The organism is Cellulosimicrobium marinum (assembly GCF_020551945.1).
GTDB lineage: Bacteria > Actinomycetota > Actinomycetes > Actinomycetales > Cellulomonadaceae > Cellulosimicrobium > Cellulosimicrobium marinum.
On the sequence record NZ_JAJBZH010000001.1, the window covers coordinates 667,894 to 680,691 of the forward strand.

General features: G+C 73.4%; 17 protein-coding genes. 9 read left to right on the plus strand and 8 right to left on the minus strand.

The window, feature by feature from the left end:
* Positions 1-12 precede the first annotated feature (12 nt).
* The 4 genes from LGQ04_RS03035 to arfB all read left to right on the plus strand — a co-directional run bounded on the left by LGQ04_RS03035 (position 13) and on the right by arfB (position 2,315).
* A complete protein-coding gene (locus tag LGQ04_RS03035) occupies positions 13-372 on the plus strand; it encodes an iron chaperone (RefSeq protein WP_229242084.1) in 360 nt (119 codons plus the stop codon).
* Between the two features lie 90 nt (positions 373-462).
* On the plus strand, positions 463-1,059 hold the full coding sequence (locus LGQ04_RS03040; protein WP_229242085.1) for a SigE family RNA polymerase sigma factor: 597 nt from the start codon (positions 463-465) through the stop codon (positions 1,057-1,059).
* On the plus strand, positions 1,056-1,841 hold the full coding sequence (locus tag LGQ04_RS03045; protein WP_229242087.1) for a hypothetical protein: 786 nt from the start codon (positions 1,056-1,058) through the stop codon (positions 1,839-1,841). Before LGQ04_RS03040 ends, LGQ04_RS03045 begins: the two co-directional genes overlap by 4 nt.
* A 33-nt stretch (positions 1,842-1,874) precedes the next feature.
* Positions 1,875-2,315: an alternative ribosome rescue aminoacyl-tRNA hydrolase ArfB gene (gene arfB / locus LGQ04_RS03050; RefSeq protein WP_229242089.1), complete on the plus strand. Its 441-nt coding sequence runs from the start codon at positions 1,875-1,877 to the stop codon at positions 2,313-2,315.
* Here the strand turns inward: arfB and LGQ04_RS03055 are convergent.
* Both LGQ04_RS03055 and LGQ04_RS03060 read right to left on the minus strand, forming a co-directional pair.
* A complete protein-coding gene (locus LGQ04_RS03055) occupies positions 2,281-2,958 on the minus strand; it encodes a putative glycolipid-binding domain-containing protein (RefSeq protein WP_229242090.1) in 678 nt (225 codons plus the stop codon). The genes arfB and LGQ04_RS03055 overlap by 35 nt on opposite strands.
* Before the next feature lie 124 nt (positions 2,959-3,082).
* Positions 3,083-4,012: an ArgP/LysG family DNA-binding transcriptional regulator gene (locus LGQ04_RS03060; RefSeq protein ID WP_229242091.1), complete on the minus strand. Its 930-nt coding sequence runs from the start codon at positions 4,010-4,012 to the stop codon at positions 3,083-3,085.
* 69 nt (positions 4,013-4,081) lie between these two features.
* On the opposite strand from LGQ04_RS03060, the gene LGQ04_RS03065 reads away from it, so the two are divergent.
* Complete coding sequence (locus LGQ04_RS03065; protein ID WP_229242093.1) at positions 4,082-4,741, plus strand: LysE/ArgO family amino acid transporter; 660 nt, start codon at positions 4,082-4,084, stop codon at positions 4,739-4,741.
* Positions 4,742-4,774: 33 nt separating this feature from the next.
* On the opposite strand, the gene LGQ04_RS03070 is transcribed toward LGQ04_RS03065, so the two are convergent.
* The gene (locus tag LGQ04_RS03070; protein ID WP_229242095.1) at positions 4,775-5,611 is read right to left on the minus strand and encodes an MBL fold metallo-hydrolase; all 837 of its coding nucleotides are present in this window, start codon (positions 5,609-5,611) and stop codon (positions 4,775-4,777) included.
* Between the two features lie 124 nt (positions 5,612-5,735).
* On the opposite strand from LGQ04_RS03070, the gene LGQ04_RS03075 reads away from it, so the two are divergent.
* From LGQ04_RS03075 to LGQ04_RS03090, 4 genes are all read left to right on the plus strand, one after another.
* Positions 5,736-7,874, plus strand: a complete 2,139-nt coding sequence (locus LGQ04_RS03075) for a catalase (protein ID WP_229242096.1) — start codon at positions 5,736-5,738, stop codon at positions 7,872-7,874.
* A gap of 91 nt (positions 7,875-7,965) precedes the next feature.
* Positions 7,966-8,640 carry a hypothetical protein gene (locus tag LGQ04_RS03080; protein WP_229242098.1) on the plus strand — a complete coding sequence of 225 codons (675 nt, stop codon included), beginning with the start codon at positions 7,966-7,968 and terminating at the stop codon, positions 8,638-8,640.
* Positions 8,641-8,910: 270 nt separating this feature from the next.
* A complete protein-coding gene (locus tag LGQ04_RS03085; protein WP_229242100.1) occupies positions 8,911-9,279 on the plus strand; it encodes a TfoX/Sxy family protein in 369 nt (122 codons plus the stop codon).
* Complete coding sequence (locus LGQ04_RS03090; RefSeq protein WP_229242101.1) at positions 9,276-9,620, plus strand: hypothetical protein; 345 nt, start codon at positions 9,276-9,278, stop codon at positions 9,618-9,620. The genes LGQ04_RS03085 and LGQ04_RS03090 overlap by 4 nt, the downstream gene beginning before the upstream one ends.
* A gap of 6 nt (positions 9,621-9,626) precedes the next feature.
* Here LGQ04_RS03090 and LGQ04_RS03095 read toward each other — a convergent pair whose 3' ends face one another.
* The 5 genes from LGQ04_RS03095 to LGQ04_RS03115 all read right to left on the minus strand — a co-directional run bounded on the left by LGQ04_RS03095 (position 9,627) and on the right by LGQ04_RS03115 (position 12,742).
* A complete protein-coding gene (locus tag LGQ04_RS03095; RefSeq protein WP_308016335.1) occupies positions 9,627-10,016 on the minus strand; it encodes a type II toxin-antitoxin system PemK/MazF family toxin in 390 nt (129 codons plus the stop codon).
* Complete coding sequence (locus LGQ04_RS03100) at positions 9,941-10,144, minus strand: hypothetical protein (protein ID WP_229242103.1); 204 nt, start codon at positions 10,142-10,144, stop codon at positions 9,941-9,943. The genes LGQ04_RS03095 and LGQ04_RS03100 overlap by 76 nt, the downstream gene beginning before the upstream one ends.
* Positions 10,145-10,276: 132 nt before the next feature.
* A complete protein-coding gene (locus LGQ04_RS03105) occupies positions 10,277-11,041 on the minus strand; it encodes an ABC transporter permease (protein WP_229242105.1) in 765 nt (254 codons plus the stop codon).
* Complete coding sequence (locus tag LGQ04_RS03110) at positions 11,041-11,838, minus strand: ABC transporter ATP-binding protein (protein ID WP_229242106.1); 798 nt, start codon at positions 11,836-11,838, stop codon at positions 11,041-11,043. The genes LGQ04_RS03105 and LGQ04_RS03110 overlap by 1 nt, the downstream gene beginning before the upstream one ends.
* Positions 11,839-11,899: 61 nt before the next feature.
* Positions 11,900-12,742: a DUF4097 family beta strand repeat-containing protein gene (locus LGQ04_RS03115; RefSeq protein ID WP_229242108.1), complete on the minus strand. Its 843-nt coding sequence runs from the start codon at positions 12,740-12,742 to the stop codon at positions 11,900-11,902.
* Between the last annotated feature and the right edge of the window lie 56 nt (positions 12,743-12,798).

The window sequence follows — 12,798 nt, forward strand, 5'->3', positions numbered from 1 at the left end:
GACCATGGGCCGATGGGGACCGTCTCGGACTATTTCGCCGGCCTCGCCGAGCCGGACCGCGGCACGCTCGCGCACGTCGTCGACGTCGCGCGCGAGATGGTGCCCGACGCCGCCGAGGGCACCAGCTATGGCATGCCCGCGCTGACCTACCGCGGCAAGGCCCTGCTCAGCGCGATGAGCTCGGCCCGGCACCTCGCCGTCTACCCGTACAGCCCCGCGGCCGTCGCCGCCGTCGCCCCCCGGCTCGACGGCTGGTCGCACGCCAAGGGCACGATCCGGTTCTCCGCCGACCACCCCCTGCCCGACGACGTGCTGCGCGACCTGGTCGCCCGGCGCGTCGAGGAGATCGACGCCGCGCTGGGTGGGCACTGAGACGTCCGGCCCGGAGAGGGCTGGAGCCGGACGGAACCTCGTGCACGGCTGCTGCGTCTACGTCGGCATGAGCATCGAGAGACCGTGCGGATGAGCGGCGAGCAGGACGTGGTCGTCGTCGCCGGCGGGGGCGCCGCGACGGACCGCGAGGAGTTCACGGTCTTCGTCCGCGAGCACGCGGCGACCCTGTACCGCGTCGCGTTCCTGCTCTGCGGCGACCAGCACCGAGCGCAGGACCTCGTCCAGCAGACGCTGGAACGCACCTACCGGTCGTGGGGTCGCGTGCGTGACGGGTCGCCGCTCGCCTACGCACGAACCGTGCTGGCCAACCTGCGGGTCGACACGTGGCGCCGCACGCGCCGCGAGCACGCCGTCGAGCCCGACGACCTCGCCGCACTCGCCGGTGGGCCGGTCGCCGCCCGTGGGGCCTCGCCGGCCGAGGACCGGCTGGCAGACCGCGTGGCGGACCGTGACCGCGTGGTCCGCGCGCTGGCGCAGCTCCCGGTGAAGCAGCGGCGCGTCGTCGTGCTGCGCTTCCTGCTCGACCTCGGGGAGGCGGAGACCGCGCGGACCCTCCGGCTGCCCGTCGGCACCGTCAAGTCGCAGTCGTCGCGCGGCCTCGCGCGGCTGCGCGAGCTCCTCGGGGAGCCCGCCGTCCGCCCGACCGTAGGAGTGGAGCCGTCATGACCCGGACCGACCCGCTTATGGAGCGGCTGCGTGACGCGGCCGAGCACGTCGACGTCCCCGAGCTCGAGCCCGACGCACGAGCGGCACGCGCGGTGCGGACCGTGCGGACGCGCCGGGCGGTCGGTGGTGGGCTGGCCGCGCTCGTCGCGGCCTCCGTGGTCGTCGCGCCGGTCGTCCTCGACCGCGATCCCGCGCCGACCGGACCCGCCGCCACCCCGACCGAGCGTGCGTCCACGGACACCTCACCGACGGACGACGACTCGGGGGAGACGGCACGGACGGAAGACCTGCCGCACGTGGACGGGGTCGTGACGGGCGTGCCGGACGACTGGGCCGTGCACGAGCTCGCCGGGCTGTCGTACGCCGTCCCCCCGGGCTGGTCCCCGGCGCGCGACCCGTTGCGGAACGGCGCGCGCCTCAGCTCGTGGACGAGCGGGACCACCGGCCCCGCCGCCGCGGACGCGGTCGGGAGCGGGACGCCGTCCGACCTCACGGTGTCGGTGGCGGGCGGGTACGCCACCTGGGTGGCGCCTGACGCCGCCTCCCTCGCGGAGGCGGAGCAGTCGTGGGGCGCGACCGTCGAGACGGTCGACGTGCCCGGTGCGGACCACGTCGTCGTGACCCGGTACCCGTTCACGGTGGACGGCGCCCCCGGGCTGCAGGTCCAGGTCGACGTCCGGGAGGCGGGCGGGGTCGGGTACACCGTCATGCTCTCCGTCCCCGACTCGGCGCGCGGCGAGGAGATCCTGCGCGGGGTGCTCGGGTCGCTCGGCTTCGTCTGACGGTCGGCGCGCCCTGCCCGGCATGATGGTGCCGTGCCCGACGACGCCCGCCCCGGCCTGCGCGTGACGCGCGCCCTGGTCGTGCCGGAGGCCGAGCTGCGGTGGCGGTTCTCGCGGTCGTCCGGGCCGGGTGGTCAGGGGGTCAACACGGCGGACTCGCGCGTCGAGCTGTCGTGGGACGTCGGCGGGTCGGCCGTGCTGACGCCCGCGCAGCGTGCCCGGGTCGAGGAACGGCTGGGGCGGCGCCTGGTCGGCGGGGTCCTCACGGTCGCGGCGTCGGAGCACCGGGCGCAGCTGCGCAACCGGGAGGCCGCCCGGGCGCGCCTCGCCGCGCTCGTCGCCGACGCCCTCGCACCGCCGGGCCCGGCGCGGCGCTCGACCCGTCCCACGCGCGGGTCCGTGGAGCGGCGCATCGACGCGAAGAAGCGCCGTGCCGGGGTCAAGCAGACGCGGCGTCGTCCCCCGTCGGAGTGACCGGGGTCCCGAGGCGGCGCGCGAGCTGCGGGTAGTCGACGACGATCCCGTCCGCGTCGACCGTGAGGTCGGCCGTGAAGTCGCGGGTGGCGCTCGTGTACCGGACCGTGCCGTGGCCCGTCGCCGGGTCGACGGGCGAGGCAGGGGCGTAGACCTGCTCGCTACGGAGCACCCGGAGCGACGGGAGGTCCACCCACGCCATCACCAACGACGTCTCGCCGGCGGGCGCGGCGTCCCCCGGCAGGCCGAGCCGCAGGACCGGCATCGTGTTGGTCGCCGGGCACAGCGCGAGGTCGCAGTCGACGGCCCCGTCGAGCACCGACGGGTCGTCGAGCCCGGGCGGGCCGAGGTGCCCGGGAGCGCGGCCGGACGTCGCGACGTCGGCCAGCCACGCGCCGTCGGGCGAGCGGGTGAGGTCGAGGTGCCGCGCCCACCCGGGCCCGCGCGCCGTGACCTCCAGCCGCTCGGTGACCCAGCCCGGACCCGTCGTGAGGGCCCACGCGGTCGCGTACCCGGTGGCACGGGACGTCCCGTGCGCGTCGAGCCGGTTCGGGTGCAGCGTGAACGTCGCCGCCTCCAGCCGGTGTGGGTCGTCGTCCCACCCGGTCCAGGCCACGTGCCGCGTCCGCGTCCGCTCGTCCACCCTGCGAGTCTGCCCCGAGGTGCCGTCGTTCGCGACGGGCACGCGCGCCGAGATCGGCAGACCTCGTCGAGCTCGGCAGGTCGGGGGTGCCGACGTCGGCCAGGTCCGCCGATCTCGGTGACGGTCAGCCCAGTGCGGCGCGAGCCGCCCGGGCGACGGCGGCGGCGAGGCGGTCGAGCGACGCCGAGTGCAGACGCCACTGCTGCCAGTGCTGCGGCACGTCCACGGCGTTCGCGTCGTCGAACCCGACGAGGCGCCCCGCGCGCACCCCGGTCTCGCTCTGCAGGTCGGGCAGCATGCCCCAGCCCATGCCGTGCTCGATCGCGCGGAGGAACTCGTGCGACGCCGGGACGTGGTGGCGCGGCGGGTCCGGCGGCGCGCCGCCCGCACGGTCCCGCCGGTGGCGCTCCCGCAGGTAGCGCTCCTGGAGGTCGTCCTTGCGGTCGAAGGCGAGGACGGGGGCGACGGCGAGCGCGGCGGGCGTCGGCCCGTCCGGGAACCAGCGCGCGACGAACGCCGGGCTGGCGACGGGCCGGTACCGCATCGACCCGAGCAGCGTCGCACGACACCCGGGGACCGCGTCGCCGACGGACGACACGGCGGCCACGGCCGTGCCGTCGCGCAGCAGGCCGATCGAGTGCTCCTCGTCCTCGCGCACCACCTCGAGCTGCGCCCACGCCGACGCCTCGACGAGCGCGGGCAGCGCCCAGGTGGTGAGGGCGTCGCCGGAGACGACGAGCGTGATCTCCGGCAGGTCGGGCCGTGCGGGCGGTGCGTCGCCCCGGGCCGGGGCGTTCAGGCCGAGCTCGGCGAGCACGTCCGCCTGCTGGAGGAGGACGTGGCGCGCGTGCCGCACGAGCACGTGGCCCGGGGGTGTGAGCTCGGCCGGGCGTCCGCGCCGTACGAGCACCTGCCCGACGGCGGACTCCAGCGCGCGCATGCGCTGGCTCACCGCGGACGGGGTGACGCCGAGGCGCTGGGCGGCGGCGTCGAACGTCCCCGTCGTGGCGATGGCGTCGAGGGTGCGGAGCTGGTCCGGCGGCAGGTCGACCATGAGCAGATCTTACGATCGTGCAGAAACATTCGCTGTACTGCACGAGGGATCGCGCCTAGCGTCGACACCGTGACCGCGCTCTCCCTCGCCCAGCACCTCCTCGCCGGCCTCGCCGCCGGCCTGTCCCTCATCGTCGCGATCGGCGCGCAGAACGCGTTCGTGCTGCGCCAGGGCCTGCGCCGCGAGCACGTGCTCCCCGTCGTCGTCGTGTGCGCGGCGTCCGACGCGATCCTCGTCGCCGCCGGGACCGCCGGACTCGGCGCGCTCGTCACCGGAGCCCCCGCCGTCCTCACGGCCGTCCGCTGGGTCGGCGCCGCGTTCCTCCTCGTCCTCGCGGCGCTCGCGGCTCGCCGCGCGCTGCGGCCCGGGGTGCTGGACACGGCGAGCGGCTCCCGTGCGCCCGGGTCGGCGCGGGCCGCCGTCGGGACGGCGCTCGCCCTGACGTGGCTCAACCCGCACGTCTACCTCGACACCGTCCTCCTCCTCGGCACGCTCGCCGCGGGCTACGCTGCCGCGCACGCCGGTGACGGCACCCCCGGGCCCGACGTCGTCCGCGGGCTCTTCGGGACCGGTGCCGTCCTCGGGAGCGTCATGTGGTTCACCGCGCTGGGCTACGGCGCACGCCTCCTCGCGCCCCTGTTCGCCCGGCCCGTGGCGTGGCGGGTGCTCGACGGCGCGATCGCCGTCGTCATGGCGACGATCGCCGTCTCGCTCGTCGTGGGCGCGTGACTCCGGTCGTGGTGCGTTCCACCGTCGGCCTGCTCAGGTGAGGTGGTCGAAGTCGCCGCGCACCCAGGCGGCGTGGCGCTCGGCCGAGCGCAGCACGACGTCGTGCGCGTCGGCGGGGACCACGCCCTCGAAGTTGTTGTAGAGCCGTTCGAAGGGACGGCGGGCCACGTGGTGCGCGACGCGCAGCGTCACGGCCGCGGACAGCGGGATGCGGTTGGGGTAGGAGCGCATGAAGCTCACGGACGTGCGGTCCGGGTTCGCCATGATCGTGTCGCCGCTGAGCAGCACCCCGCGGCCCTCGGCGCCCGCCGCCCAGTGCGCCACCGCGCTGCCGGGGAAGTGCCCGCCCGGCTGCGACAGCACGACGCCCGGCAGGATCTCGCGCTCGCCCGACCACGTCTCGATCACCGGGTCGGGCCGGGCGACCCACCGCGCGTCGGCCTCCGCGACGAGGACGGGGACCCCGCCGAGGCGGCGGCTCCACTCGACCTGGACGCCGAACATGTGCGGGTGGCTCGCGACGATCGCCACGACGGGACCGAACGCGCGCACGGCCTCGACCGCCGCGTCGTCGACGTAGCCGAGCGGGTCCCACAGGAGACTGCCCGCGGGCGTGCGCACGACCTTCGCCTGCTGCCCGATCCCGACGCTCGGCTCGCTCGTCAGGCCCAGCAGGTCGGGTTCCAGCTCGGCGACGACGACCCGTTCTCCCGCCGCGGCGAGCGCGTCGAGGGTGGTCCAGGCCTGCCCGGTCGCGGGGACCCACTGGCGTTCGTCGGCGCAGATCGCGCACACGTGCGGGCGCTCGGCGTGCTCGACGGCGCACGTGCGGCAGATCCACCAGGCGTCGGTCGGGGGAGGCGTCTTCATGGGGCGTTCCTACCGCGTGCCGCCCACGGGCCGCCAGGGGTGCGAGCGTCGTCGTCCGCCCCGAGGGTGGGACGGTGCCTGCAGACACCGGGCGCGCCGCCCCTTCCCCCTGAGGAGCTGCACGATGACCTCTGACCAGCACGATCGTCCTGTCGGCGGCGCGGTGCCGGGAGCGCCCGCGCCCCGGACCGCCGCACCGGAGCAGCGCAGCCCCACCGGGTGCCCGTTCCACCTGCCCGGTGCGGACGACGTCGACCCGCGCGCCCAGGCGGGCGACCACCTGACGACGGCGCAGGGCCTGCGCGTCGACGACACCGACCACTCGCTGAAGGCCGGGCGGCGTGGCCCGCTCCTCATGGAGGACCACCACTTCCGCGAGAAGATGACGCACTTCGACCACGAGCGGATCCCCGAGCGCGTCGTGCACGCGCGCGGCGCGGGCGCCCACGGCACGTTCCGCGCCTACGGCAACGCGTCGAGCGTGACGAAGGCGGGCTTCCTCTCCGAGGCCGACAAGGAGACGCCCGTGTTCGTGCGGTTCTCCACGGTGCTCGGGTCGCGCGGGTCGGCCGACACGGCCCGCGACGTGCGCGGGTTCGCGACGAAGTTCTACACCGACGAGGGCACGTTCGACCTCGTCGGGAACAACATCCCGGTGTTCTTCATCCAGGACGCCATCAAGTTCCCGGACATCATCCACGCGGGCAAGCCGCACCCGGACCGCGAGATCCCGCAGGCGCAGAGCGCGCACGACACGTTCTGGGACTTCATCTCGTCGCACACCGAGTCGACGCACATGGCGATGTGGACCATGTCGGACCGCGCGATCCCGCGCAGCTACCGCACGATGGAGGGCTTCGGCGTCCACACCTTCCGCCTCGAGGCGGCGGACGGGTCGACGGCGCTCGTGAAGTTCCACTGGAAGCCGGTGCTGGGCGTGCACTCGCTCGTGTGGGAGGAGGCGCAGATCGCCCAGGGCGCCGACCCGGACTTCCACCGCCGCGACCTCGCGGACGCGATCGACCTGGGCGCGTTCCCGCAGTGGGAGCTCGGGCTGCAGATCATGCCCGACACCCCGGACGAGACGTTCGAGGGCATCGACCTGCTCGACCCGACGAAGATCGTGCCCGAGGAGCTGTGCCCGGTGCAGCCGGTCGGGATCATGACGCTCACCGCGAACCCGACGAACTACTTCGCCGAGACCGAGCAGATCGCGTTCCACGTGGACCACCTCGTGCCGGGCATCCAGGTGACGAACGACCCGCTCATGCAGGGCCGCCTCTTCTCCTACCTGGACACGCAGCTCTCGCGCCTCGGCGGGCCGAACTTCGCCCAGCTGCCGATCAACCGGCCGCACGCGCCCGTCAACGACATGCTCCGCGACGGCATCCACCAGACGGCCGTGCACTCCGGCGTCGTGACGTACAAGCCCAACGCGATCGACGGCGACCGGCCGGTCACCCGGCCCGAGGCCGCCTACGTCACGCTGCCCACGCCGGTCGAGGGGGAGAAGGTCCGCGCGAACCCGGTGTCGTTCGAGGACCACTTCACGCAGGCGCGGCTGTTCTGGCTGTCGCTCTCGCCGGTCGAGCAGGCGCACGAGGTCGAGGCGTTCACGTTCGAGCTCGGCAAGTGCGCGTCGGAGGAGATCCGCGCCCGCATGCTCGCCAGCCTCGCGAAGGTCGACGGCGGCCTCGCCTCCCGGGTCGCGGACGGCCTCGGGCTCGACGCGCCGTCGGGCGACGTGCCCGACGGCGTGCAGCCCTCGCCCGCGCTCTCCCAGCTCCCGACCGAGCCGGGCCGCATCGACGGCCGGGTCGTCGGCGTCCTCGTGCACGACGGCGCGGACCTGGGCGTCGTCGGGACGCTGCGGGCCGCACTCGACGAGGAGGGCGTCGTCGTCCGGGTCGTCGCCGCGCACGGCGGCGAGGTCGCCTCGGGGAGGACCACCGAGGTGGTCGACCGGACGATCCTCACCACGCGCTCCATCGAGTACGACGCCGTCGTCGTCGCCGACGGCACCACCGGCACACCGATCGGGACCGACCCGCGCACGGCCGTGCTGCTGCAGGAGGCGTTCCGCCACGGCAAGGCCATCGCCGCGGTGGGCGACGGCGCCGACGTGCTCGCCGCCGCGGGCGTCGACACGTCCGCGCCCGACGTCACCGTCACCGGGGACGCGACGACACTGCCCGCGACGCTGCGCACCGCGCTCGGCCTGCACCGCTCGTGGGACCGCCTCGCCCAGCTCGGGGCGGTCTGACGGGCGTCACGGTCCGACGGCTGACCGGGCCGGGTCACCCTCGCGGTGGCCCGGCCCGCGTGCTGTCACCGTCGCGGACCATCCGCAGCTCATGGACGTCGTCGGCGAGGTCTGGTCCCTCCGTCTCCATGGCGACGCCCGGAAACTGCCCTATGTCTGCACGTCGACGCACGGTGGTTTGGTTTCACCCTGGACCGTGGACGTGGGCTGCCGTATAACGGAGAACGATCCTACTTTCACGCTCGGGGGCGATATGACCACGTCGAGCGCCCCGGTGGACGAGCGCCTCAAGCTCGCATTCGACCAGGCTCAAGCCGCCGTCGCGCACCAGGACTCAACCTTGACCAATCTGCGTTCGCGGGCGACCGCACTCGTCACCACGTCATCCGTCGTCGCGACGTTCGCCGCAGGCCTCGGCCTGATCGGTTCCGACCCCACCAAGGGCAACGTGCTGCCGACGCCGCTGGCACTCGTCCTCGTTGGTCTGGTGATCGGGGTCGTGGGGTGCTCGACCCTCATCCTGTTGCCGACAAAGGGGTGGATCTTCTACCTCGACGGCCGACTACTGGTCGAAGAATGGATCGACACGGCGGGCGTTTCGGTAAACGAGATGTACCGGCGGCTCGCGATCGCCGTCGCACAGCACGAAGTGATCAATGCGGAGAAACTGGGTCGAAAGGTCGTCTCGTACAGAATCGGGATCGTGCTGCTCCTGTTTCAGACGATCCTCCTCGTCCTCGGATTCACTGTTTGGAGCGACTCATGAACGCATCTGAGAAGGCACCCACGGCTGACAACGACGACGATCTGTCCGATCCCGGGAAGCGCTCGACATCATGGGATGCGAGAGGTGACGCATCCCCGGAGAAGCGACATTCCCCGCGCGACCAAGTCATCGACGCGCTCCCTGACCCGGGCATACCGATGGACGAGTCGCCGAGGCGGCGAGGTCGCGGCGACACGTGAGACTGAGTAGCGGCTCACCCCGGCAGCGCCCTCCGGTGACGAACAACCACACGCCGAAGGTTCCTGCGACGTGAGCGCCAGGAGCACGGACGCGCGGACCCGCGCGCTCCTCGACCGGGTGCGCGACCGCCTCCCGACCGGAGCGTCCGTCCGCGAGGTGTCGATGTTCGGGGCGGTCGCGGTCATGGTGGACGACTCGATGGTCGTCGCCGTGCACAAGGACCACAGCCTCCTCGTGCGGGTGACCCCCGACGACGACGCGGACCTAGGTCGACGAGAAGAGGCGTCCCGCGCGGAGATGGGCGCCGGCCGGTCGATGGGCACCGGCTGGCTGCGTGTCGACGCCGCGGCCGTGGAGGCCGATGCCGTGCTCGACCTCTGGGTCGGTGCCGCGCTCCGACGGCTTCGGGACGGCTCACCGAGCGAGGGGACCTCATGAACGCACGGGCTCCACGGGTGTCGGGCGGACTGGCGGCCGCGGCGCTGGTGGCCGGGCTGGCCGCTTGCAGCGCCGGAAGCCTTTCCGTTCTCAACGAGAGCGACACCGACGTCGTCGTCTCGACGGGTGACGAGGAGTTCGACGCGCCGGGATGGGGCGGGGCGGCCCTGCTCGACTACGGCTGCAGCCCCGGCGACGTGACCGTCGAGTTCGCGACGGGCGAGGAGGTCGTCGTCCGGGGCCCGGTGTGCCCGGACGAGGAGATCGTCATCAGCGCCGACGGCGACGTCGAGCTCCGGCCCACGTCCGACGGGGGTCGAGGCGCGCCGCCCGGTGGGTGAGGCAGGTCAGAGCAGCCCGAGGTAGCTGACCACGGCCCGCTCCACGGTGGCGAGGTCCTCATGGTGGAGGAAGTCGACGGGCTCGCCGACCACGTAGTCGATGTCGATCGTCCGGATCTGGTCGACGAGGATCACGGTCCGTTCGCCGGCGACCTCGATCTCCGGACGGAAGACCGCGGCGGCCGCACTGGTCGAGGTGGGCACGACGGTCACGACGGACCACGGCATCTCCGAGGGCGAGAGGACGAGCCCGTAGCGGCGGCCACCCTGTTCGTGGCCTCGTGGGCTCCCCAGATCGATGCGGTAGACGGCGCCCCGGATCACCAGGCGTCCGGGGCGTCGTTGACGTTCTCGTCCCGCAGGCGCTCGGCGTCCGCGCGGGCCAGGTCGAGCCACTGCTCGTGCGCGACCAGGTGAAGCCCACGACGGATGGCGTCAGTCGTCGACAGACCGGAGCTCGTGATGGCGTCGAGGATCCGACGGTCCTCGTCGGTCGGGCGAAACCCGATGGTGCGGTTCGGCATGGATCTCAGGCTAGGTGAGTGTGCAACATCTGTCGAACGGCTGCGGGCCGGACGACGCGGGTGTGCGTCGTCCGGCCCGTGCCGGTGCAGGGGTGACGACGGCCGCCCGGGGGCCCGGGCGCCGTCGGGCGCTCAGCTGATCCTGCGGCGGTAGATCGCGACGGCGCCGGCGTACGCGACGAGGAGGATGCCGACGAGCCAGCCGAGCGCGACCCACAGGTCCGCCCCCACGGGCTGCCCCGCGAACAGGGCGCGGATGCTGTCGACGATGGAGGTGACCGGCTGGTTCTCGGCGAACCAGGCGACCGGGCCGGGCATCGTGTCGGTGGGGACGAACGCCGAGCTGATGAACGGCAGGAAGATCAGCGGGTAGCTGAAGGCGCTCGCGCCGTCGACGGTCTTCGCGGACAGCCCGGCGATGACGGCGAGCCACGTCAGGGCGAGGGTGAACAGGACGAGGATGCCGCCGACGGCCAGCCACGCCCCGACGGACGCCCCGGTGCGGAAGCCCATGAGCAGGGCGACGGCGATGACGATCGTGATCGACGCGAGGTTCGCGACCACCGACGTAAGCACGTGGGCCCACAGGACGCTGGACCGCGCGATCGGCATCGACTGGAACCGTTCGAAGATGCCGCCCTGGAGGTCGAGGAACAGCCGGTACGCGGTGTAGGCGACGCCCGACGCGACGGTGATGAGCAGGATGCCGGGGAGCATGTAGTCGATGTACGACTCCCCGGAGCCCGTGTCGATCGCGCCGCCGAGCACGTACACGAACAGCAGCATGAGGGCCGTCGGCGTGACCGCGGTGGTGATGATCGTGTCGGGGCTGCGCAGGATGTGCCGCAGCGAGCGGCCGGTGAGCGTGCCGGTGTCGGCGAGCACGTGGGTGGTCATCAGGCGTCCTTTCCGGGCTGCGCGGCACCGTCCGTGGCGCCGACGAGGGTGAGGAACACGTCCTCCAGGGAGGGCTGCTTCTCCACGTACTCCACCGTCGCCGGCGGGAGGAGCGCCTTGAGCTCGGCGAGGGTGCCGTGCTGGATGATCGTGCCCTCGTGGAGGATCGCGATCCGGTCCGCGAGCTGCTCGGCCTCGTCGAGGTACTGCGTCGTCAGCAGCACCGTGGTGCCGCCGTGCGCGAGGTCCTTGACGGTGCGCCACACGTCGATCCGCGCCTGCGGGTCCAGGCCCGTGGTCGGCTCGTCGAGGACGATGATCGCCGGGTCGCCGATGAGGCTCATCGCGATGTCGAGCCGACGCCGCATCCCGCCCGAGTAGGTCGACGCCCGGCGGGCGCCCGCCTCGGTGAGCGAGAAGCGGGCGAGGAGGTCGTCCGCGACGGCACCCGGGTCGTCCAGGTGGCGCAGCCTCGCGACGAGGACGAGGTTCTCCCGGCCCGTGAGCACCTCGTCGACGGCGGCGAACTGGCCCGTGAGGCTGATGGAGGCGCGCACGTCGCCCGGGTGGGTCGCGACGTCGTGCCCGTTCACGGTGACCGTGCCGGCGTCGGCCGTGAGGAGGGTCGACAGGATGCGGACCATCGTCGTCTTGCCGGCGCCGTTCGAGCCGAGCAGGGCGAAGATGCTGCCCGCCTGCACCTCGAGGTCGACGCCCCGCAGGACGTGCAGGTCCTTGAACGACTTCCGCACGCCCTGGACGCGGATCGCGGGGCGGGGGTTCTGGTCGGTGGTCATGGTTCGTGCTCCTTCCTCGGCGGGCCGCGCGGTCGGCGTGGTCCGGTCGGGACGTGGACGGTCAGGGGCGGCGGACGACGACGTCGCCGTAGCCGGTCGTGGCGTGGATCTCCGCGGTGGACTCCTGGTCCACGGGACCCTCGGTGGGCGTGAGGTGGTTGCGGACGGTGCCGTGCTGGGACGCGACGTCGAGGAACGCGGCCGTCCCCTCGGGGACGCCCACCTCGATCGACCCGTACGACGTCGCGAGGGTGGCGGTGCCCGCGTCGAGGCTGCCGACCCGGATCCCGGCGTGGGCCGACTTCACCGCGAGCACCCCGTGGACGCGGTCCACCGCGATGTCGCCGTTCGCGCCGTGCACGTCGAGGGAGCCGGAGACGAGGCCGACGAACGTCATGCCGTTGGTCGCCTTGACCGACCCCTCGCCCGCCACCTCCCCGACGCGGACCGACCCGGCGCTCGCGGTGAGGTCCACCCGGTGGCGGACCCGCCCGACGGTGACGGACCCCGCGGACGCCTTGAGCTCGAGCCGGTCGACGTCGTCGAGGCGGACGTCGCCCGCGGAGAGCGTCATCACGACCGTGCCGAGCGTGCCCTCGGCGTAGAGCGAGCCGGCCTTGCCGCGCACGTCGGAACCCGTGGGGACCTCGACCGTGATGTTGGCGGTGCCGGCGGCGAAGGGCAGGACGAACTGCTTCCAGGACCCGGGATAGGTGATGGACACGGCGTCGCCGTCGCGGTCGACGCGGACGTCCTCCGCGGCGCGCACGCTGCCGGACTTGCCGGGGTCCGTGGGCAGGACGGTGACGACGACGTCGTCACGCTCCCCGGCGACGACGTGCACGTGGGCGAACGGGACGTCCACCACGACGGGGACGGGCTGCGGGGCGGCGAAAGTGGGCATGACGGAGCTCCTCGGGTGGTGTCAGCGTGGTGTCAGAGTGGGCGAAGGGGTGCGGC